19 protein-coding genes and 2 pseudogenes are annotated in these 19,887 nt (G+C 70.3%); 11 read left to right on the top strand and 10 right to left on the bottom strand.

The window, feature by feature from the left end:
• Window positions 1–8 precede the first annotated feature (8 nt).
• The 4 genes from ACGFIB_RS26465 to ACGFIB_RS26450 all read right to left on the bottom strand — a co-directional run bounded on the left by ACGFIB_RS26465 (window position 9) and on the right by ACGFIB_RS26450 (window position 5,335).
• The gene (locus ACGFIB_RS26465; RefSeq protein ID WP_191052519.1) at window positions 9–1,319 is read right to left on the bottom strand and encodes a PhoH family protein; all 1,311 of its coding nucleotides are present in this window, start codon (window positions 1,317–1,319) and stop codon (window positions 9–11) included.
• 246 nt (window positions 1,320–1,565) lie between these two features.
• The gene (locus tag ACGFIB_RS26460; protein ID WP_142571252.1) at window positions 1,566–2,327 is read right to left on the bottom strand and encodes an isoprenyl transferase; all 762 of its coding nucleotides are present in this window, start codon (window positions 2,325–2,327) and stop codon (window positions 1,566–1,568) included.
• A 268-nt stretch (window positions 2,328–2,595) separates the two neighbouring features.
• Window positions 2,596–4,536, bottom strand: coding sequence for a phosphoenolpyruvate carboxykinase (GTP) (locus ACGFIB_RS26455; protein WP_393375774.1), 1,941 nt, complete (start codon window positions 4,534–4,536; stop codon window positions 2,596–2,598).
• Between the two features lie 280 nt (window positions 4,537–4,816).
• Window positions 4,817–5,335, bottom strand: a complete 519-nt coding sequence (locus ACGFIB_RS26450) for a hypothetical protein (protein ID WP_142571251.1) — start codon at window positions 5,333–5,335, stop codon at window positions 4,817–4,819.
• A 76-nt stretch (window positions 5,336–5,411) separates the two neighbouring features.
• Between ACGFIB_RS26450 and ACGFIB_RS26445 the strand changes: the two are divergent.
• The 3 genes and pseudogenes from ACGFIB_RS26445 to ACGFIB_RS26435 form a co-directional block, all read left to right on the top strand.
• A pseudogene (locus ACGFIB_RS26445) lies at window positions 5,412–6,047 on the top strand (MFS transporter); the annotation flags it as partial.
• A gap of 34 nt (window positions 6,048–6,081) precedes the next feature.
• The gene (locus ACGFIB_RS26440) at window positions 6,082–6,723 is read left to right on the top strand and encodes an MFS transporter (protein WP_393376013.1); all 642 of its coding nucleotides are present in this window, start codon (window positions 6,082–6,084) and stop codon (window positions 6,721–6,723) included.
• Complete coding sequence (locus tag ACGFIB_RS26435) at window positions 6,701–7,333, top strand: acyl-CoA-like ligand-binding transcription factor (protein ID WP_357263065.1); 633 nt, start codon at window positions 6,701–6,703, stop codon at window positions 7,331–7,333. Before ACGFIB_RS26440 ends, ACGFIB_RS26435 begins: the two co-directional genes overlap by 23 nt.
• Here the strand turns inward: ACGFIB_RS26435 and ACGFIB_RS26430 are convergent.
• Window positions 7,330–8,337 (bottom strand): NADP-dependent oxidoreductase, encoded by a 1,008-nt coding sequence (locus ACGFIB_RS26430; protein ID WP_393375771.1) that lies wholly within the window; start codon window positions 8,335–8,337, stop codon window positions 7,330–7,332. The two genes, ACGFIB_RS26435 and ACGFIB_RS26430, sit on opposite strands and share 4 nt — an antisense overlap.
• 98 nt (window positions 8,338–8,435) lie before the next feature.
• Here ACGFIB_RS26430 and ACGFIB_RS26425 point away from each other — a divergent pair, with 98 nt between their 5' ends.
• On the top strand, window positions 8,436–9,032 hold the full coding sequence (locus tag ACGFIB_RS26425) for a TetR/AcrR family transcriptional regulator (protein WP_357263060.1): 597 nt from the start codon (window positions 8,436–8,438) through the stop codon (window positions 9,030–9,032).
• On the opposite strand, the gene ACGFIB_RS26420 is transcribed toward ACGFIB_RS26425, so the two are convergent.
• From ACGFIB_RS26420 to ACGFIB_RS26410, 3 genes are all read right to left on the bottom strand, one after another.
• Window positions 9,001–10,257: a C40 family peptidase gene (locus ACGFIB_RS26420; RefSeq protein ID WP_357263057.1), complete on the bottom strand. Its 1,257-nt coding sequence runs from the start codon at window positions 10,255–10,257 to the stop codon at window positions 9,001–9,003. The two genes, ACGFIB_RS26425 and ACGFIB_RS26420, sit on opposite strands and share 32 nt — an antisense overlap.
• Window positions 10,258–10,427: 170 nt before the next feature.
• Window positions 10,428–10,928, bottom strand: coding sequence for a transcription elongation factor GreA (greA, locus tag ACGFIB_RS26415; RefSeq protein WP_142571247.1), 501 nt, complete (start codon window positions 10,926–10,928; stop codon window positions 10,428–10,430).
• Window positions 10,929–11,003: 75 nt separating this feature from the next.
• The gene (locus ACGFIB_RS26410; protein ID WP_393375768.1) at window positions 11,004–11,429 is read right to left on the bottom strand and encodes a DUF4307 domain-containing protein; all 426 of its coding nucleotides are present in this window, start codon (window positions 11,427–11,429) and stop codon (window positions 11,004–11,006) included.
• A 151-nt stretch (window positions 11,430–11,580) separates the two neighbouring features.
• Here ACGFIB_RS26410 and mca point away from each other — a divergent pair, with 151 nt between their 5' ends.
• The 3 genes from mca to ACGFIB_RS26395 are packed head-to-tail and all read left to right on the top strand — an operon-like array spanning window position 11,581 to window position 12,953.
• On the top strand, window positions 11,581–12,462 hold the full coding sequence (gene mca / locus ACGFIB_RS26405; RefSeq protein ID WP_357240618.1) for a mycothiol conjugate amidase Mca: 882 nt from the start codon (window positions 11,581–11,583) through the stop codon (window positions 12,460–12,462).
• A 9-nt stretch (window positions 12,463–12,471) separates the two neighbouring features.
• A complete protein-coding gene (locus ACGFIB_RS26400; protein ID WP_142571244.1) occupies window positions 12,472–12,639 on the top strand; it encodes an MscL family protein in 168 nt (55 codons plus the stop codon).
• Window positions 12,636–12,953 (top strand): GNAT family N-acetyltransferase, encoded by a 318-nt coding sequence (locus ACGFIB_RS26395; protein WP_142571243.1) that lies wholly within the window; start codon window positions 12,636–12,638, stop codon window positions 12,951–12,953. The genes ACGFIB_RS26400 and ACGFIB_RS26395 overlap by 4 nt, the downstream gene beginning before the upstream one ends.
• Before the next feature lie 89 nt (window positions 12,954–13,042).
• On the opposite strand, the gene ACGFIB_RS26390 is transcribed toward ACGFIB_RS26395, so the two are convergent.
• The gene (locus ACGFIB_RS26390) at window positions 13,043–14,206 is read right to left on the bottom strand and encodes a hypothetical protein (protein ID WP_357023156.1); all 1,164 of its coding nucleotides are present in this window, start codon (window positions 14,204–14,206) and stop codon (window positions 13,043–13,045) included.
• 152 nt (window positions 14,207–14,358) lie between these two features.
• On the opposite strand from ACGFIB_RS26390, the pseudogene ACGFIB_RS26385 reads away from it, so the two are divergent.
• From ACGFIB_RS26385 to ACGFIB_RS26370, 4 genes and pseudogenes are all read left to right on the top strand, one after another.
• Window positions 14,359–14,457 (top strand): annotated as a pseudogene (locus ACGFIB_RS26385) (DUF255 domain-containing protein); the annotation flags it as partial.
• Between the two features lie 76 nt (window positions 14,458–14,533).
• Window positions 14,534–14,824, top strand: a complete 291-nt coding sequence (locus ACGFIB_RS26380; protein WP_393375765.1) for a hypothetical protein — start codon at window positions 14,534–14,536, stop codon at window positions 14,822–14,824.
• Between the two features lie 136 nt (window positions 14,825–14,960).
• Window positions 14,961–15,095, top strand: coding sequence for a hypothetical protein (locus tag ACGFIB_RS26375; protein ID WP_393375762.1), 135 nt, complete (start codon window positions 14,961–14,963; stop codon window positions 15,093–15,095).
• A 22-nt stretch (window positions 15,096–15,117) separates the two neighbouring features.
• Entirely contained in the window at window positions 15,118–17,199 is a 2,082-nt protein-coding gene (locus ACGFIB_RS26370; protein ID WP_393375760.1) for a thioredoxin domain-containing protein, read from the top strand.
• Between the two features lie 149 nt (window positions 17,200–17,348).
• On the opposite strand, the gene ACGFIB_RS26365 is transcribed toward ACGFIB_RS26370, so the two are convergent.
• The gene (locus tag ACGFIB_RS26365; RefSeq protein WP_393375757.1) at window positions 17,349–19,865 is read right to left on the bottom strand and encodes a transglycosylase domain-containing protein; all 2,517 of its coding nucleotides are present in this window, start codon (window positions 19,863–19,865) and stop codon (window positions 17,349–17,351) included.
• Between the last annotated feature and the right edge of the window lie 22 nt (window positions 19,866–19,887).

The following is a 19,887-nucleotide window of genomic DNA, read 5'->3' as shown; positions in this document are numbered from 1 at the left end:
GTGATCGGTCAGAGCGTGATGTCCTCCAGCATCTCGGTCACCAGGGCGGCGATCGGCGACCGCTCGGACCTGGTCAGCGTGATGTGGGCGAACAGCGGGTGGCCCTTGAGCTTCTCCACCACGGCGACGACGCCGTCGTGCCGGCCTACCCGCAGGTTGTCGCGCTGGGCGATGTCGTGGGTCAGCACGACCCGCGAGTTGGCGCCGATGCGGGACAGCACGGTCAGCAGCACGCCGCGCTCCAGCGACTGCGCCTCGTCCACGATCACGAAGGCGTCGTGGAGGGAACGGCCGCGGATATGGGTCAGCGGTAGGACCTCCAGCATCCCCCGGTCGATGACCTCCTCGATCACCTCGGGGGACGTCACCGCGCCCAGCGTGTCGTAGACCGCCTGGGCCCACGGGCCCATCTTGTCGTTCTCCGAGCCGGGCAGGTAGCCGAGCTCCTGGCCGCCCACGGCGTACAGCGGGCGGAAGACAATGATCTTGCGATGCTGGCGGCGCTCCAGCACCGCCTCCAGGCCCGCGCACAGCGCCAGCGCGGACTTGCCGGTGCCGGCCCGCCCGCCCATCGAGACGATGCCGACGTCGGGATCCATCAGCAGGTCGAGCGCGATCCGCTGCTCCGCCGACCGGCCGTGCAGCCCGAAGACCTCACGGTCGCCCCTCACCAGACGTACCGACTTGTCCGGCAGGACGCGGCCGAGCGCGGAGCCGCGGCTCGACAGCAGCCGCAGGCCGGTGTGGCACGGCAGGTCGCGCGCCTCGTCGATGTCGGCCGTGCCGGACTCGAAGAGGGCGTCCATCTCCTCCGTGGTGACCTGGAGCTCCGCCATGCCGGTCCAGCCGGACTCGACCACCATGCCGGCGCGGTACTCCTCCGCGCTGAGGCCGATGGAGGCCGCCTTGACCCGCATCGGAAGGTCCTTCGACACCAGCACCACGTCCTTGCCCTCCGCCGCGAGGTTCTGCGCGACGGTGAGGATGCGGGTGTCGTTGTCGCCCAGGCGGAAGCCCGCCGGGAGGCAGGACGGATCACTATGGTTCAGCTCGACCCGGATGTTCCCGTCGCCGATCGGCATGGGCTCATCCAGCCGTCCGTGCCGCACTCTGAGGTCATCGAGGAAGCGCAGAGCCTCCCGGGCGAAGTAGCCGAGCTCGGGGTGGTGGCGCTTGGCCTCCAGTTCCGTGATGACGACGATCGGGACGACGACCTCGTGCTCGGCGAAGCGGCTCATCGCCGCCGGGTCGGCGAGCAGGACGGACGTGTCCAGAACGTAGGTGCGGGATGTGGACGGGTTGCTCGAGGACACTGCCACGCGTTCTCCCCCGGGCGCCTGAGGTGGGCGCCCTGCCTTGACTGGTGGTGAACGGACCGGGCCCGTGACCTGCGAGAGCAGACCGGGGCTCCGGCCCTCCTCGCATGGTGGTCGCGCAAGGACGGGCCCTCTCCCGAGGTGGTGGCCGCCGATCCCCTCGACGGCCGCTCAGCTACCACGTTACGTAACGAATCTCCCCAGCCCAATAGGTTTACGCAGGCGGAAAGACGCTGTTCACGTACCGTCTCAGGAGCCGTACCGACGGTGTCGTGCGGCGTACGAGCGGAGCGCCCGCAGGAAGTCGACTCTGCGGAAGTCGGGCCAGTAGGCCTCGCAGAAGTAGAACTCGGAGTGGGCGCTCTGCCAGAGCAGGAATCCAGAGAGTCGCTGCTCTCCCGAGGTCCGGATGACGAGATCCGGATCGGGCAGGCCGCGCGTGTAGAGATGCTCCGCGATGTGCTCGACGTCGAGGACCTCGACGAGGTCCTCGATACTCGCGCCCTTGCTGGCGTGCTCCTGGAGGAGGGAGCGCACCGCATCAGCGATCTCACGCCTTCCTCCATACCCAACGGCAACGTTCACAATCAGGCCGGGACGATGCGATGTGGTTTCTTTTGCATGTTTGAGGACACGAGCCGTGTGATCGGGCAGAAGGTCGAGCGAGCCCATGGGGTTGATGTGCCATCCCTGGTCCACGAGATCCTGCACGAGGTTCTCGATCACCTGGAGCAGCGGTCCGAGCTCGGCCTTGTCCCTGGAGAGGTTGTCGGTGGAGAGCAGCCACAGCGTCACGTACTCGACCCCGGCCTCGCGGCACCACACCAGCAGCTCGGAGATCTTGTCGGCGCCCTTCTGGTGACCCCGGCTGACGTCCCGCAGGCCCATGGCCCGCGCCCATCTGCGGTTGCCGTCCACGATGATGCCGACGTGGCGGGGAATCTGGTCGGACGACAGCGTCCGTTCGAGCCTGCGCTCGTACAGCTTGTACACAAGATCGCGCATGCTCATGCCGCCTTCTCACCTGCCGGCGCACAGGTCGGCACTTCGCGACAAGCGCTGTGTTTGTCGATTCGCTCACTGCGCTCGCTCATGCGACCCTCTTCCTCGCGCTGGTGGGGCTCGATCACCAATTATCGCGGGCGAACCGGCATGCCCTGCCCTCCTCGGGCTTTCCTGAGCACGGCCGGAGTAACCCGCTTCGCGCGGTCGGAGGGCCCACGGGCCCGCGGCCGGTGGGCCTGGACGGCGTGCCGGCCGGGGGTCGAAGCCGGCCGGCTCAGCCGAGCCGTTGGACGAGGGCGCGGTACTCGTCCCACAGCTCCTTCGGCATGTGGTCGCCGAAGGTCTCGAAGTGGGGCGGGATCAGCTCGGCCTCCTCGCGCCACACTTCGGGATCGACGCTGAGCAGGAGCTCCATGTCCTCGGGCGTGATGTCGAGGCCCTCGGTGTCGAGCGAGGCCGGCAGGTTGCCGATCGGCGTGGGCACTGCGTCCGCCACGCCGTTCAGCCGGTCGACGATCCACTTGAGCACCCGGCTGTTCTCGCCGAAGCCCGGCCACAGGAAGCGCCCGTTCGCGTCCTTGCGGAACCAGTTCACGTAGTAGATCCTGGGCAGCTTCTCCGGGTCGGTCATCGTCCCGACCTCGATCCAGTGCGCGAAGTAGTCGCCCATGTTGTAGCCGCAGAACGGCAGCATCGCGAACGGGTCGCGGCGTAGCTCGCCGACCTTGCCCTCGGCCGCCGCGGTCTTCTCCGAGGCCACGTTGGCGCCCAGGAAGACGCCGTGCGGCCAGCTCAGCGACTCGGTCACCAGCGGCACCGCGGTCGCCCTGCGGCCGCCGAACAGGATGGCCGAGATCGGCACCCCGGCCGGGTCCTGCCACTCGCCCGCGATCGTCGGGCACTGCTCGGCCGGAGTGGTGAACCGGGCGTTCGGGTGGGCGGCGGGCTCGCCGGACTCCGGTGTCCAGTCACGGCCCTTCCAGTCGGTGAGGTGCGCGGGCGGCTCGTCCGTGAGGCCCTCCCACCAGACGTCCCCGTCGTCGGTCAGCGCGACGTTCGTGAAGATGCTGTTGCCCCACAGCGTCTTGATCGCGTTGGCGTTCGTGGACTCGCCGGTCCCGGGCGCGACGCCGAAGAAACCGGCCTCCGGGTTGATCGCGTACAGCCGGCCGTCCGGGCCGAAGCGCATCCAGGCGATGTCGTCGCCGATCGTCTCGACCTTCCAGCCCGGGATCGTGGGCTGGAGCATTGCGAGGTTCGTCTTGCCGCACGCCGACGGGAAGGCCGCCGCGACGTACCTCGCCTCGCCCTGCGGCGGCGTGAGCTTGAGGATCAGCATGTGCTCGGCCAGCCAGCCCTCGTCGCGGGCCATCGCGCTGGCGATCCGCAGCGCGTAGCACTTCTTGCCCAGCAGCGCGTTGCCGCCGTAGCCCGAGCCGTACGACCAGATCTCACGGGTCTCCGGGAAGTGGCTGATGTACTTGGTCCGGCTGCACGGCCACGGCACGTCGGCCTGGCCCGGCTCCAGGGGCGCGCCCACCGAGTGGACCGCCCTGACGAAGTCGCCGTCCTCGTGGTCGCGCTTGCTGCGGCCCTCGTCGGCTCGTGCCTCGCTCTCCCGGGCCTTTCGCGCCGCTCCGTCCTCGTGGTCGCGCTTGCTGCGGCCCTCGTTGGCTCGTGCCTCGCTCTCTCGGGCCTTTCGCGCCGCTCCGCGCTCCTCGATGAGGCGCAGCGCCGCCTCTCCCATCCTGGTCATGATCCGCATCGACACCACGACGTACGGCGAGTCGGTGATCTCGACGCCGAGCTGTGAGATGGTCCCGCCCAGGGGGCCCATGCAGAACGGCACGACGTACATCGTCCGGCCCCGCATGCAGCCCTCGAACAGGGTGGCGAACGTGCGGCGCATCTCGTCGGGCGCGATCCAGTTGTTGGTCGGCCCGGCGTCCTCCTCACGCTCTGAGCAGATGAACGTGCGGTCCTCCACGCGCGCGACGTCGCTGGGGTCCGAGGCCGCGTAGAAGCTGTTGGGGCGCTTGACCAGCCGCTTGAGGGTGCCCTGTTCGACCAGGAGGTTGGTCAGGCGCGTCCATTCGGCCTCGGAGCCGTCGCACCATTCGACCCGGTCCGGCTGGGTCAGCTCCGCGATCCGCCTCACCCAGTCCGCCAGATCGCCGTGGGTGGTGGGCGTCGGTACCTCTACTGAAATGGACACGGGGGCCGCTCCTTAATCTCTCAGGGCCAGAGCATCATCAGCGGAGAATGGCCGCCGAATCCAATTGGAGTAGACCACCGTGTTTCCACTCCTGCACATCGGCGCCATTCTTTACTTCACGGCCCTGAAGAGCATCAGCGCAGGCAGCGGCCGTGATGTTGTGGGACCTTACCCACCCTGGCCCTGTTGAAAAAACGTGCTCCTTCCCCTTACCCGTCTGACCGGCCTTACACATTGGTATAGGCCAATTCGACTGGTCCAGACCTCTCGGCGAATTGGTTCAGTCCAATCCTCCGGGACCCTCCGCCCTGATCCGGTCCACATGCTGGAGGGCGTCGCGCAGGTCAGCGAGCCACGTGTCGGTGTGTTTGCCGACGAGCCTGACGCACCAGGCCAGCGCGTCGCTGCGGCTGCGTGCGACACCCGCGGCGACCAGGGTGTCGAGGACCTGCCGTTCCGGCTGACGCAGCCGGGTCATGACGGGGACGGAAAGAGTGGTGAACATCACCGTCTCGTCACCGACGACGACGCCCCAGGAGACCTTGCGGCGGAAGCGGTGCTCGGCCTCTCCGGCGATGTCGATCCTGCGCTCGCGCGTCTCCTCACGGAACCGCTCGACGTACCCGTCCATCGCCGCGGCGCGCTCCGCGTCGGGGAGCCCTTCGGCCACCGACAACGGCGGGAGCGTGCCCAGCACGGTGATCTCCTCGCGGTCCACCACGATCTTGGGGGACCCGGCGAACCAGTTCTCCGGCAGCCGGCCGGTGAACCAGGCGCTCAACTGTTCTTCTGCTGACATGTAATAAAGATTACACCGCTACGGTCAACCAGTCCTAGATTGACAGGAGCTACTTTTTGATAGTTACTTTCAAATTATGACTACTTTCACTTCTCGGTGGTGGGCGCTCGGCGCCCTCGTGCTGAGCGCCCTGGTCATCGGCATGGACGCGACGGCGCTCAACGTGGCGCTGCCGACGCTCGCGGCCGATCTCCACGCCACTACCGGCGACCTGCAGTGGATCGTCGACGCGTACATGGTTCCGTTCGCCGCGCTGATGCTTCCGGCAGGCGCGATCGGAGACCGCTTCGGCCGCAGGCGCCTGCTGCTGGCCGGCCTGGTGGCCTTCGGGATCGCGTCGGTGTTCGCGACGTTCGCGGCGAGCACGGGCACCCTGGTCGCGGCCCGCGCGCTCATGGGCGCGGGCGGCGCGGTGATCATGCCGCTGTCGACCTCGATCCTGCCGGTGATCTTCGGCGCGCGGGAGCGGGGCCGCGCGATCGCCGTCTTCACCGCCGCCATGGCCCTCGGCCTGCCCCTCGGTCCCATCGTGGGCGGCTACCTGCTCGACCACTTCTGGTGGGGATCGATATTCCTCGTCAACATCCCCGTGATCGTCGTGGCGGCGGTGGCGGCGACCGTGTTCATTCCCGAGTCGCGTGACCCGGCCGCACCCCGTACCGACGTCCCCGGCGCGCTGCTGTCGGTGACGGGCCTGGCGGCGCTGGTGTACGGCGTCATCGAGGCGCCGGCCCGCGGATGGGGCGATGTCCGCGTCCTCGCCGGCCTGGCGGCCGGGGTGGTGCTGCTGGCGGTGCTCGTCCGCGTCGAGGCCCGCACCCGACGGAGAGCGACTCACCGCCCGCCTCGGACTGCGCCTGGTGATGCCGGCGGGCCTGGTCGTGCTCGCCGCCGGTTTCGGTCTGGGCGCGATGACCTCGATGTCCTCCGGCTACGGGTTCGTCGCGGCGTGGCTGGCCGTCCTCGGCGCGGGCGTGGGCCTGGCCATGGTCCCCGCCATGGACGGCGTGCTCGCCACGCTGCCGGAGGAGCGTTCGGGCGCCGGCTCGGCGACCCTGCAAACCGTACGTCAGGTCGGCGGCGCGCTGGGCGTGGCCGGCCTCGGCAGCGTTCTGTCCGCGGCGTACGCCTCCGGACTGCCGGAGGGGGTCCCGGAGGTGGCGGGCGACTCGATCGCGGCGGCGGCGGTCCTGGCCGCGCGTACGGGAGACGCCGCGCTCCTGTACGCCGCCAGGGAGGCGTTCCAGAGTGGCATGGACCTGGTCCTGCTGGTGTGCGGTGCCGCGTCGGCGCTGGCCGCCGTCCTGGTGGCGGCCTTCCTACCGGGGAGTACGGCCGAGGGCGGAAAGACGGCAGAATCGGGGCATGAGCTCACCACAGCGCGCTGACCGGACCCCGCCCTCCTCCGATCGCGTTGTCACGAGCCTGCGCGAGCGCAAGAAGGCCAAGACCCGCAGGACCATCCAGGAGGAGGCCCTGCGGCTGTTCGCCGAGCAGGGGTACGAGGCCACGACGGTCGAGCAGATCGCGGAGGCGGCGGAGGTCTCCCCCAGCACGTTCTTCCGCTACTTCCCCACGAAGGAGGACGTGGTCACCCAGGACGACTACGACCCGATCCTCATGGAGGCGATCAAGGCCCAGCCGCCGGACCTGCCCCCGCTGGCCGCGCTGCGCGCCGCGTTCCGCACCGCCTTCGAGTCGATCGGGGCCGAGGAGCTCGATCAGGCCCTGGCCCGGACCAGGCTGTCCGCCTCCGTGCCCGCCCTGCGGGCCCGGACCGTGGAGGGACTGTTCGCCACGATCGACACGCTCGCGGGCGCGGTGGCCGAGCGGGCGGGCCGCGACCCCCGCAGCCCCGCCGTACGGACGCTCGCCGGCGCGGTCATGGGGGTCCTGCTCCCGGCGTTGTTCACGTGGGTGGAGCAGGACGGCAGGACGCCGCTGCCCGTGCTGCTCGACGAGGCCCTCGGCTACCTGGAGGCCGGGCTGCCGATCTAGCCCGTCTGGTCCGCCTTGGCTGCCCGGTCTGCCTGGTCCGGCACGACCCGTAGAACGATCTTGCCCTGGATGTGCCCGCGCTCGGCCCGTTCATGGGCCCCGGCGGCCTCGGCGAGCGGGAAGACGGAGTCCAGCCCGACGCGCAGCCGGCCCTCTTCGAGCAGGCGTCCCAGCTCGGCCATCTGCTTTCCGTCCGAGTGGACCTGGCCGGACCGGAAGGTGATGCCCAGCTCGGCCGCGCGCTCCCGGTGGTACTCGCCGTAGAAGACCGGACTGATCACGCCGCCGGGCCGCAGCACCCGCAGGTACCGATGGGCGTCCTCCCCGCCCACGGCGTCGATGAGCACGTCCACGTCCCGCACCTCGTCCTCCGCACGGGTGGTCGTGTAGTCGACGAACTCGTCCACCCCCAGCTCCCGCAGGAACGTCTCGTGCCGTCCTGAGGCGACCCCGATGACGTACGCGCCCCGCGACTTGGCGAGCTGCACCGCGAAGTGGCCGACCCCGCCGGCGGCGCCGTTGACCAGCACCCTGCGGCCCTCGTCGAGCTTGATGTGGTCGAAGACGAACTGGTAGGCGGTGAGCCCCGCCATCGGCACGGCGGCCGCCTCGACGTGGCTGAGCGAGGCGGGCTTGCGGGCCAGGTGGGACGCGGGTGAGGTGGTGTACTCGGCGTACCCCCTTCCCCCGTGCTCCTCGGCGGGAAAACGCACGAGCCCGAAGATTTCGTCGCCCTCCTGCCACTCGCCGACGCCGCGGCCGACGGCCACGACCACGCCGGAGATGTCCGAGCCCGGCGTGTACGGCAGCGGGAACGTGGGCCGCATCTTCTCCGGAAGGTTCGAAAAGCCCTTGCGGACGTACCAGTCGGGCGGGTTCATCCCGGCCGCGTGGACCTGGACGAGCACGTCCCCGGGACCGGGCTCGGGGCGGGGAACCTCCTCCACCGCCAGAACGCCGGGCTCCCCGGTCCTGTGCATGCGGACGGCCTTCATCGTGGGCATCGGTCCTCCTTGACGACTACCGGACAACTATGATTCGGAGCGATGCTCCAGATAATAAGCGGAGCGGTGCTCCACATGTCAAGTGCAAGGATCTACCCATGACGGGCCGACAGCAGCGCGCGGACGCGCAGCGCAACTACGAGCGCATCCTGGAGGTCGCCAGGACAGTGGTGGAAGAGCAGGGGACACAGGCGTCCCTGCGCGACATCTCGCGCCGCGCCGAGGTGGGCATGGGCACGCTCTACCGGCACTTTCCCACCAGAGATGACCTGCTGGAGGCCTTGCTCCGGCAGCGGTTCGACCGGCTGACGGCCCGGGCCGAGGAGCTGGAGGGCACGGGCGACTCCCACGAGGCGCTACGGCAGTGGCTGCGGGAGTTCCTCAGCGGCGCGAGCACCTACCGCGGCCTGACCACCTCGATGATGACGACGATCGGCGACGAGGACTCTCCCCTGCACGCCTCGTGCTCCGCCATGCGAGAGGCCGCCGGACGGCTGGTCGAACGGGCCCAGGACGACGCCCACATCCGGCCCGACGTCGACGGGATGGACGTGTTCGCGCTCGTCAGCGCCGTCGGCTGGGTCGCCGAGCAGGGCCCGCTCGTCGCCGAGCGCCGAGAGCACCTGTTCTCACTCGTCATGGACGGCCTGGCCGCCGGCGCGGTCAGCGGACGCGCGCGGAGATCTGCGGACTGACCCGGACGACCCCGGCGAGGTTCTTGGTGTAGACGTTCGCGATCTTCACGACGTCGCCGGTGTGCGGGGCGTGCAGCATCTTCCCGTTGCCCCAGTAGATGGCGACGTGTGAGATGTAGCCGGGGTTGGTCGGGTCGTTGCGCCAGAACAGCAGGTCGCCCGGCTGCGCCTGCGACAGCGGCACCTGCGGCCCGGTGGCCCACTGCTGCGAGGTCACACGCGGCATGCGCACACCCGCCTGCGCGTAGGCCCACTGCACGAGCCCGGAGCAGTCGAAGGTGTCGGGCCCCTCGGCGCCCCACACGTACGGCCGGCCCAGCTTGCCGACGGCCGCCGTGAGCGCGACCTTGAGCTGATCCGCCGACATGAACGCGGTCTGCGGCCACACCGTGCGTCCCTTGGGCGTCACCACCACCGGGTTGATCGTGGCGACCTGGCTGCCCTTGGGCAGGATCTTCAGCAGCCTGAGGCGGAGCTTACGGGAGTCGACCTTCGGCGCGCTCACGACCAGCGCGTTGCCGTCCGGGATGCCGAGCGCCGTCGCCGTGCCCTTGGAGACGATCGCCGCGATCGAGCCCATGCCCACCGTGGCGTACGCGCCGATGCGCAGGCGCCTGGCGCCGCTGTGGACCTGCGAGCCCAGTTGCACGCCGCCGTCATTGCCGAGTTCGAAGGAGACCGCCATGTCGCCCGCGGCGATGTTGCGCCACAGCTCGTCGGAGGACGCGGTCACCTTCGGCGTGTACGACCGGAAGGTGGACGGGTCGACGCCCATCGTCGGCACCCGCTTGCCGTCCACGGCCACGTCGGCCGCTCCAGTCACCTCGGCGGCGGTCACGCCGGTCACCTTGCGCACCTTCTCCACCACCTCGGGGAGAAGGGGCCGGTCGGCCACCACGAACAGGTGCGGGCGGATCAGTCGCTCCAGCGGAGCCACCGGCTGCTGCGTCACCGTCTGGGCGGCCGGGGCCTGGCGCCCCGGCGCCGGGGCGGACAGCTCGCGGGCCTGCCGGGTCGCCGCCACGTAGCCGTTGCCCGCGCGCCGCTGCGACAGGGCCGTGGCCACGCCCGGGTTCTCGGACTGCGGCCCGGACTCGCCGAGCACGAGCACGTCGACCGTCAGCACGGTGACGAGCGCCACGGCGATGAGGGGAACCGTCCTGCGCAGACGCCCCGGGCGGGGCAGACGGGGGCGATAGGCGAGATCCTGCCGCGCCTCGGACACGGCTCTCGCGAACTTCCGGCCTAAACGGGCGGACGGACGCGCTCGGTGGTCGAGCACGCTCTCACCCCTCCCGCGGCGAATAGTCCGGTCCACGACGAGACTGCCGCACGGCCGGGAATACCGCAAACCATTCCGGAATTCCCGGCCGGGACGAAAAGGGCGAGACCGAGCTAGTTGCCGATGTACGGAACGGCCTCAAGGATCTCGACGGTGTTCTGCCTGCCGTTGGGCAGCGTGTACGTCGCCTTCTCCCCGATCTTCTTGCCGTTGATCGCGGAGCCGAGGGGGGAGTTCGGCGAGTAGACGTCGATGGGCGCGCCGCTCTCCTCGCGGGAGGCCAGCAGGAAGGTGACCTCCTCGTCGTCGCCGGCGAAGCGGACCGTCACCGTCATGCCGGGACCCACGATGCCCTCGGCGCGGGGGGCCTCACCGACCCTGGCGCTGTCCAGGATCTGCCGGAGGTGGAAGATGCGGGCCTCCATCTTGCCCTGCTCGTCCTTGGCGGCGTGGTAGCCGCCGTTCTCCCTGAGGTCACCCTCTTCCCGGGCGGCCTCGATCTTCTTGGCGATGTCCGTGCGACCCGGGCCCGAAAGGTACTCGTACTCCTCCTTGAGGCGGTCGTACGCCTCTTGCGTCAGCCAGGTGACGTTGTCGTTCTGGGAGACGGCCACGGGCTCTCCTTGTTTCCGTAAGTGACTCGAAAGGCTGTCAAGTTAACGCCTTCGAACGCTTCCCCAAAGATTCCACTATACGAGATCGCAGTAGTCGACATGTACTGCTGTGGCCTGGGAACTCGTCCTCAGCCGTTCGGTGAACTCGAGGTCCGACCGGCCCTTGGGAATGTCGACCTCACGGCTGCCGACCTCCAGGTGCTGGGTGTCGAGTGCCTGGATCCGGCACATCGCCGCCCGGTCGGCGGGCTTGTGGACCGTGAAGGTGATGGCGGCGGAGTCCGCCTCGCTCGCGTCGAAGGTGATCACGTCGGCGCTCACCGAGGGGTTCCCGTTCGCGCGGAGCATGACATAGCCCCAGCCGCCCGCTATCACCGCCACGATCAGCGCGATGACGATGTATCCCGCCAGCCTGGCGGGCCGCGCCGGGCGGGGCGCGAAGTCGTCCGGCGTGCCGAGCACCGGGCGTGTCCCCTGGCCGCCGGCGTCATCGGTGGGCATCGCGGAATCTCCCTGAGGATTGTCGGTGTTGTGCGAGACGATCGTCCGCACAAGTCGACCGTGTCGGCGACGCGGGCCATACCGGGTCCGAAACGCACGGTCCCTTAGAAGCTAACCTCTTTCCGTAGCCATAGAACACCTGAGGAGAGACGTGAGTGCACCGTTGAGGCTGATGGCCGTGCACGCGCACCCAGACGACGAGTCGAGCAAGGGCGCCGCCACGATGGCCCGCTACGTCGCGGAGGGCGCGGAGGTGCTCGTCGTCACATGTACGGGTGGTGAACGCGGCTCGATCCTCAACCCCAAGATGGACCGGCCGGACATTCTGGAGAACATGGGCGAGGTGCGCCGCCTGGAGATGGAGAAGGCGCGCCAGATCCTCGGCGTCCAGCAGCGTTTCCTCGGCTTCGTCGACTCCGGGCTGCCGGAGGACGAGAACGAGCCGCTGCCCGAGGGGTGCTTCGCACTGCAGTCGCTCGATGCGGCGTCGGCGCCGCTCGTCGCCGCCGTCCGGGAGTTCCGCCCGCATGTGATCCTCACCTACGACGACAACGGCGGCTATCCGCATCCGGACCACATCATGACCAACCGGGTGTCGGTGGAGGCCTTCGAGGCGGCGGGCGACCCCGACCGCTACCCCGGCACGGGTGAGCCGTGGCAGCCGCTGAAGCTCTACTACCACATGGGCTTCACCAGGGAGCGCTTCGAGGCGCTGCACCACGTCATGACCGAGCGTGGCATGGGCTCGCCGTACGCCGACTGGATCGCGCGGTGGGAGGACCGGCCGCAGAAGTGGGAGGTCACCACGAGGGTCCCGTGCGCGGAGTACTTCGAGATCCGCGATCTCGCCCTGCTCGCGCACGCCACCCAGGTCGACCCGGACGGGTTCTGGTTCGTCTGCCCGCGTCAGCTGCAGGAGGAGATCTGGCCGACCGAGGACTACCACCTCGCGCGGTCGCTCGTCGACACCACGCTGCCGGAGGACGACCTGTTCGCGGGGATCGCCGCCGGGGTCACCCCTGCCTGCTCGTAAGCTGAAAGCGTGGATGCAACCAGCTACGGCCCGGGTCTTCTGAGCTTCATCATCGTCGCCGCGATCGGTCTGGCCCTGTTCTTCCTGCTGAAGAACATGAACAAGCAGATGAGAAAGATCCAGGTGCCGCACGACCATCACGAGGACGAGCGGCACGGGAACGGGCCCGAGGCGTGAGCGCGGACGCCCGGGTCGTCGACAACCCCGCCGCGTCGCGTTACGAGATCCTCGTCGACGGCGTGGTCGCCGGGTTCGCGCAGTACCGGTTGCGGGACGGGTCGATGATCCTCCCGCACACCGAGGTGCGCGACGAGTTCGAGGGCCGCGGCCTGGGCGGCAGGCTGGTGGGCGGGGCTCTCGACGGAGCGCGGGCGGCCGGCCTGCGGGTCGTGCCGTTGTGCTCGTTCGTGGCCTACTACATCCGGCGGCATCCGGAATACCGCGATCTGGTGGACGACGACTACCGCGACCTGGTCGACACGCCCGGCTGATCCTCAGCCGGGCGGTGTGGCCTTCCGGCGGGGAGCTTCAGCCGGGAGCTCGATCGGGCAGTCGGGAGCGCAGGGGGGCAGCCGGGAGCTCAGTCGGGTAGCGCGGTGCCCGAGGACCAGGCGCGCTCCAATGCCTTCGGCAGGCCCCACCAGCCCAGCGGGGTCAGCACCTCGGCCCGGTCGACGATGCCGAGGTGCGCCCACAGCGGCGTCACGGCCGTGAACAGCATCTCCGTCGCCTCCAGGTCCTCCGGCTCGTCGGGGTCGGTGTCGACGTCCTCGGAGTCGGCGATGAACCGGGCGATCCGCTCGGGCGACGCGAGCACGCCCGGGCCGTACCGGACCAGGGTGATCACCGACGCGAGCCAGTCGGCGTGGTGGATGGCGCACAACGAGGCCAGTATCGAGTCCTCGTGGCTGAGCTCGCCCTCCATGTCGAAGAACCGGGCGGCGTCCTCCTCGTCGGGAAGGTCGGAGATCGGCGCGGCGATCCCGGCGGCGACGGTGAGCCACAAGTCCTCGTCCCGTTCGGGCAGCTCCCCGTCCTCCAGCCCGGCGCAGGCGCGCAGCACGTTGCCCGGATAGCCGGGCCGGGTCAACGTCACGCGCAGCCGCCGGGCGGCCGCGCGGAGAGCGTCCGCCGGAAAGGGCGGCTCCGGCAGGTCGTCGAGCACCCGCCGCAACTCGCTCAGCGCGTACGCCTCCTCCTCGTCCCAGGCGGCGTACAGCTCCTGGTCCTGCTCGTCGTTGACCACGACGTTGGGCACCCTGCCGTCCGGCAGCGCGGTGCCGAGCCAGCGCTCCTGGAGCTCCTCGTAGGCGTGCCGGGCGTCGGAGTCCCCGGCGGCCAGCGCGTCCGCGTCGATCTCCCCGGCCGCCAGCCGCTCCTCCAGGAACTCGACCAGCCGCTCGTACATCTCGGTGGCCACCGGGCCGCGCTCGCTCTCCTCAGGCCACAGGAAGTAGCTGCGGGTGAGCATGATCGGCTCGGTCCCGCTGGACTCCAGCCAGCGCTGCACGTCGCCGACCGTCGCCACGCCGGATTCGATGTTCATCAGCACGGCTTTCGCCGACTCCCAGAACCTGGGCGACAGCGGGTTGCCCGCCGCGAGCAGTTGCCGCCGCAGGTCGGGTAGGGCGACCAGGGCCTGTCCGGACGGCACGGCCAGCAGCACCCGCGCGACGTCGCGCCGCGTCATGACGGCCGCGGGGCGTCCCGAGTGCCTGATAGCGAAGTCCAGATCCAAGCCCACGTCCTGTGAGCCTACGCCGGGACGGGCCGGAACACATCCCCGCGGTTCCCCACGAGTTTCCCCGGACTTGGCGGCTCGCCCCGGGCCGGGGCGGGTCCGCGGGCGGAAGGTGCGGCGGTAGTTGTCCGGAGACACTCCGACCGTGCGTCCCGTTGGGCTGGTTCCTGTGGGGCGAGGAGGCGTTCGCGGAGGCGCGCGGGCGCGACGTCCCCCTGCTGATCAGCGTGGGCTGTTCGGCGTGCCACTGGTGCCAATGATTGACGCGAGTGACCTCGGAGCCCGTCCGCTGCGCCGTACCCTGGTCGGGAGCGACGAAAGGCGGTGTCGATGAGCGCTCAGCCCGTCCACCAGCATTCGGCCGAACGGCCGCGTGTGCCCCGGACCATCGGTGCGATATCGAACGCGCTCCGGGGCGCCCGTCGGGCGCAGTTCTTCGCGGAGTTGTTGGAAGCTCAGCAGGGGCCGGAACTCGACGGCGTACTGACGGCCTGGTGGGGGCGGGCGATGCTTGACACCGATCCCCATCGTGACCGCGTCCATGCCGCCGCCGAGGCGGGCACCCTGCCCACCACCACGATGGACGACATCGCCCGCCGCAGGCAGGAGCGCAGCACCTAGTGAGTGGTGACGACGAGGATCTATGGCCTGTTCTTCCCTCTGAGATCGTCGCCGATACTCTCGCCGATCCCGCCGTGCCTGCTGATGTCTTCTCCACAGTGGCCGCGCTGACCGTTGCGATCTGTGAGGACCCTGGTTGGCGGGCAGCGACCAGGTCGGTACGGATCCGGACTGGCGGGAGATCCTGATCCCCAAGGGGTTCGGCATCGCCGAGTACCGCATCAGCCGGAAGGATCGCCACGTCATCCTTACCCGCATCGTTCTCTTCTGACGATCTGTGAAAGGCTCGTCATATGAACCGGCTGGGTGACGAGACCTCTCCCTACCTCCTGCAACACGCGGACAACCCGGTGGACTGGTTCCCCTGGGGCGAGGAGGCGTTCGCGGAGGCGCGCGGGCGCGACGTCCCCCTGCTGATCAGCGTGGGCTATTCGGCGTGCCACTGGTGTCACGTCATGGCGCACGAGTCGTTCGAGGACGAGGCCACCGCGCGGCTGATGAACGAGTTGTTCGTCAACGTCAAGGTGGACCGCGAGGAGCGGCCCGACGTGGACGCCGTCTACATGGGCGCGGTCCAGGCGATGACCGGGCAGGGCGGCTGGCCGATGACGGTCTTCGCCACCCCCGGCGGGCACCCGTTCTACGCCGGCACCTACTTCCCCCGGCCGCACTTCCAGCGAGTGCTGCACGCCGTCTCGCAGGCCTGGGGGCAGGACCGGGAGGGCGTCATGGCCCAGGGGGAAAAGGTGGTGGAGGCGCTCGTCGAGCGCACCGGGGCGCCCTCGGGCCCGCTGCCCACCGCCGAGACCCTCGACCTCGCCGTACGGAACCTCGCGGAGGGCTTCGACGAGCAGCGGGGCGGATTCGGCGGTTCGCCCAAGTTCCCGCCGTCCATGGTCCTGGAGTTCCTGCTGCGGCACGGCACCCGCGACGCCATGACCATGGCGGAGACGACCATGGAGGCGATGGCCAGGGGCGGCATGTACGACCAGCTCGGCGGGGGCTTCGCCCGCTATTCGGTCGACGCCGGCTGGGTGGTGCCGCACTTCGAGAAGATGCTCTACGACAACGCCCTGCTGCTGCGGGTCTACGCCCACTGGTGGCGCGCGACCGGCTCGGTCCTGGCCAAGCGGGTGGTCCTGGAGACCGCCGAATGGCTGCTGCGGGAGATGCGCACGCCCGAGGGCGGGTTCGCCTCCGCCCTCGACGCCGACAGTGAGGGACCGGACGGCGCTCACGGCGAGGGCCTGTTCTACGTCTGGACCCCCGACCAGCTCCGCGAGGTCCTCGGGGAGGACGACGCCGCCTGGGCCGCATCGGTGTTCGAGGTGACCGGCACCTTCGAGCACGGCATGTCGGTGCTCCAGCTTCTCGCCGACCCCGACGACCCGGCGCGGTTCGACCGGGTCCGTACGGCCCTGCGCGCCGCGCGGGAGCGGCGGCCACGGCCCGGCCGGGACGACAAGGTCGTGGCCTCCTGGAACGGGCTCGTCATCGCCGCCCTGGCCGAGGCGGGCGCGCTGTTCGAGCGGCCGGACCTGCTCGACGCCGCACGCGAGACGGCCGAGCTGCTCGACGACCTGCACACGGTGAGCCGCGGCCCGGCCCGGCTGCTGCGCACCTCCCGTGACGGCCGGGCGGGGGCCAACGCGGGCATGCTGGAGGACTACGCCAACACGGCCGAGGGCTTCCTCGCCCTCTATGGCGTCACCGGCGAGAGCCGGTGGTTCCACCGCGCCGCAGACCTGCTGGAAACCGTCCTGACGCGGTTCCCCGACGAGTCGGGGGGCTTCTACGACGCCCCCGACGACGGCGAGCGGCTGTTCCAGCGGCCTCAGGACCCGGCCGACAACGCGACGCCCTCGGGGCAGTTCGCGGCGGCGGGGGCGCTGCTGTCGTACGCCGCGCTCACCGGATCGGCCCGGCACCGGGAGGCGGCCGAGGCGGCGCTGGGCACGGTCTCCGCGATGGCGGAGCGGTACGCCCGGTTCGCCGGGTGGGGTCTCGCGGTGGCGGAGGCGGCGCTGCGCGGGCCTGTCGAGGTGGCGATCGTCGGCCCGGCCGACGACGCCCGCACCCGCGCGCTGCACACGGCGGCCCTCATGTCCGGCACGCCGGGGCTGGTCGTCGCGCTGGGCACAGGACACGCCGGCACAGGACACGCCGCCCCCGGACAAGCAGGCACACGACCTGCCGGCACAGGACCCGTCGGCAGTGTGCCGGTGGACCTGCCGGCGAACGTGCCGGTGGACGTGCCGCTGCTGGAGGGGCGGGGAATGGTCGACGGCTCGCCCGCGGCCTACGTGTGCCGGCGGTTCACCTGCCGGGCGCCGGTCACCACGCCCGCCGAGCTGCGCGCCGAACTGGCCCGATAGAAGCTACACGGCACAAGCAGCGCGATAGAAGCGACGCCGCCCAAACCACACGGCACAAGCAGCCCGCTAGAAGCGACGCCGCGGAAGCGACACGGCACAAGCAACACGGCGCAAGCGACACCGCGTAAGCGAGTGCCCGCCCGGAGCCGTCAGCGGCCGGGATCCTGGGCGATCGGGAGCTGCGGTCCGGGGAGCTGCGCGATCGGACCGCTCTGACCACCCTGACCGCCCTGACCGCCCTGGCCCGTCTGGCTGTTCTGGCCCGTCTGACCGGCCCGCCTGGTGCCCGGGTCGGTCTGGCCGGCCCGCCTGACACCCGTACCGGTGGCGTCCGCGTCAGATCCGGTGGTCCCCGTCCCCGTGCCGGCCCGGGTGGCGGGATCCGCGGCACGCGTATCGCGGGCACGGCCCGTGCCGGTCAGCTCATTCGGGCCGCTCGGGCCGCTCGGGCCATTAGGGCCATTCGGGCCGGTCGCACCGCTGATGCCGTTCGCGCCGCCTCTCGGGCCGGCCTCGCCGTCCTGGCCGGTGGCGCCCTGCTGCTCCTCGTCCGTCTCTGGGGGCGAACCGGGCGCGCCGGGCCCGCCGGGGCCGGGCATCGTCGCCCCGTCACCCGGTTCGTACGGCATGGGCGACCCGTCGGGCCCCGACGGATACGCCGTGGGAGCCCCGCTCTGCTGGGGCATGGCCATGCCGTAGGTGTCCCAGTAGTAGGGGTTCCACGTGACCGGGTCGGGGAACTCCCGGACCGGCCTGCCCTCCATGGCGGTGCTCATGAAGGTCTTCCAGATCTCGGCGGGCAGCGCGCCGCCGTACAACTCGCCGTAACCGGGGACGGTCACCGGCTTGTTGTCGTCGCGGAACATGTTGACCGCGACGGCCAGCTGGGGGACGTAGCCGGAGAACCAGACGGCCGCCGACTCGTCGGTGGTGCCGGTCTTGCCCGCCACCGGGCGGTCCCACAGCCGCGCGGCCGTGCCGGTGCCGCTGCGCACCACCTGCTCCAGCGCGTACGTCGTGTCGGCGGCGGTGTTCTCGCTGAAGGCCCGAACGCCGGATGGGGCGAACTTCCGGGTGAGTCCGGTGCTGTCGGTGACCGCCCGGATCACATGGGGCTCATGGTGGATACCGCCGGCGGCGAAGGTGGCGAACCCGGATGCCTGCTGCACGGCGCTCACCGACGCCACACCGAGGGGCAACGTGGCGGCGCTCTGGTGAGGGGCGAGCTGCGCCGCGGGAATCCCGGCGGCCCGCGCCGCGGCGACGACCTTGTCGAGGCCGATGCGCTGCCCGAGGTCCACGAAGGCGGTGTTCACCGAGAACTGCGTCGCCTGGAGCAGGGTGATCGCCTGCCCGTACGACTTGCCGCCGGAGTTGGGGATGTCGGCGGAACCGATGCGGATGGGTGAGTTGCCGTAGACCAGCGTGTCGAGCCCGTATCCGGCTTCGAGCGCGGCGGCCAGCGTGTAGGGCTTGAAGGTCGAGCCGGCCTGGACCTTGGCGGAGAAGGCGTTGTCGTACTGGTTGGTCGCGTAACGACCGCCGTAGAAGGCGACGACCTCGCCGGTCGCGGGATCGACGGCCGCCAGGCCGGTACGGACCTTCTTGGGGGTGTCGTCCGGCAGGACCGACTTGACCGCCTGCTGGGCCTGCGCCATCAGCTTCTTGTCGAACGTCGTGGTGACCTTCAGGCCGCCGTGGTTGATGTCCTCGTCGGTGTAGCCGAGCCGGTTCAGCTCGGCGCGCACCTGCGCCAGCATGTAGCCGTTCTGGCCGCCGAGGGACAGCGGCGCCCGCTGCTTGGCGAGTGTGGGGAACACCTGGGCGCCGGCCTGTTCACGGGTGATCGCGCCGGTCTCGCGCATGCCCTGGATCACCGACGTCCACCTTGCCTTCGCCGCGTCGAGCGCGGCCCCCGCCGGGTTGGCGAAACGGGTGGGCTGCTGGATCACGGCGGCGAGGTAGGCGCCCTCGGCCGCCGTCAGGTTCTGCACGTCCTTGTCGAAGTAGGCCCGCGCGGCGGCCTGGATGCCGTAAGCCCCCCGGCCGAAGTAGATGGTGTTGAGGTAGCGCTCCAGCACCCAGTCTTTCGGCTTGGAACGATCCACCTTCAGCGCGATCATGATCTCCTTGAGCTTGCGCCCGATGGAGCGTTCCTGACCGAGGCCGCTGTAGTAGTTGCGGACCATCTGCTGAGTGATCGTCGAGCCGCCCTGGAGCTGGCGACCGGTGACCGTCGACCACACGGCGCGGGCCGTACCGGACAGGGAGACGCCCTGGTCCTGATAGAACGTCCGGTTCTCCGCCGCGATGACCGCGCTTCTGACGACCTGGGGGACCTGGGTGAGCGGCACGGTCTTCCGGTTGACGCCCTCGGTGGCGAGGACCGTCCTGCCGTCGCGGTAGTAGATCACCGAGCCCTGGGCCGTCGCCAGTTCCTGGGTGCTGTCCGGGATGGGGGTCAGCGCCCACACCACGGCGAGGAACACGACAAGCCCGACGATCCCGGTGGCCAGGCTCGCGAGAAGGACACGCGGCAGCCGCCTTCGCCGGCGAGGCTTCGGCGCGCCGCCGTCCCCGCCGCCTCCTCCCCCGTCCGGGCCGCGGAGGGGCGGCCGCGAATCCGCGGCGCCCTCCCCGATCGGGCCCTCCTCGGCGCTGTCCACGTTGTGCCCCCCGATCCGTGAC

Origin of the sequence: Microbispora bryophytorum, from assembly GCF_043197435.1 — a bacterium.
GTDB classification, from domain to species: Bacteria; Actinomycetota; Actinomycetes; order Streptosporangiales; family Streptosporangiaceae; genus Microbispora; species Microbispora bryophytorum.
This window is presented reverse-complemented; position numbering and strand designations above follow the sequence as displayed.

What these genes read in the sequence shown, in the direction of transcription:
- ACGFIB_RS26450 (WP_142571251.1), bottom strand. Translation starts at nt 5,335, where the DNA reads ATGTCAGCAGAAGAACAGTTGAGCGCCTGGTTCACCGGCCGGCTGCCG.
- ACGFIB_RS26425 (WP_357263060.1), top strand. Translation starts at nt 8,436, where the DNA reads ATGACGGGCCGACAGCAGCGCGCGGACGCGCAGCGCAACTACGAGCGC.
- ACGFIB_RS26460 (WP_142571252.1), bottom strand. Translation starts at nt 2,327, where the DNA reads ATGAGCATGCGCGATCTTGTGTACAAGCTGTACGAGCGCAGGCTCGAA.
- ACGFIB_RS26410 (WP_393375768.1), bottom strand. Translation starts at nt 11,429, where the DNA reads ATGCCCACCGATGACGCCGGCGGCCAGGGGACACGCCCGGTGCTCGGC.
- ACGFIB_RS26440 (WP_393376013.1), top strand. Translation starts at nt 6,082, where the DNA reads ATGTCCGCGTCCTCGCCGGCCTGGCGGCCGGGGTGGTGCTGCTGGCGG.
- ACGFIB_RS26430 (WP_393375771.1), bottom strand. Translation starts at nt 8,337, where the DNA reads ATGCCCACGATGAAGGCCGTCCGCATGCACAGGACCGGGGAGCCCGGC.
- ACGFIB_RS26380 (WP_393375765.1), top strand. Translation starts at nt 14,534, where the DNA reads ATGAGCGCTCAGCCCGTCCACCAGCATTCGGCCGAACGGCCGCGTGTG.
- ACGFIB_RS26370 (WP_393375760.1), top strand. Translation starts at nt 15,118, where the DNA reads ATGAACCGGCTGGGTGACGAGACCTCTCCCTACCTCCTGCAACACGCG.
- ACGFIB_RS26435 (WP_357263065.1), top strand. Translation starts at nt 6,701, where the DNA reads ATGAGCTCACCACAGCGCGCTGACCGGACCCCGCCCTCCTCCGATCGC.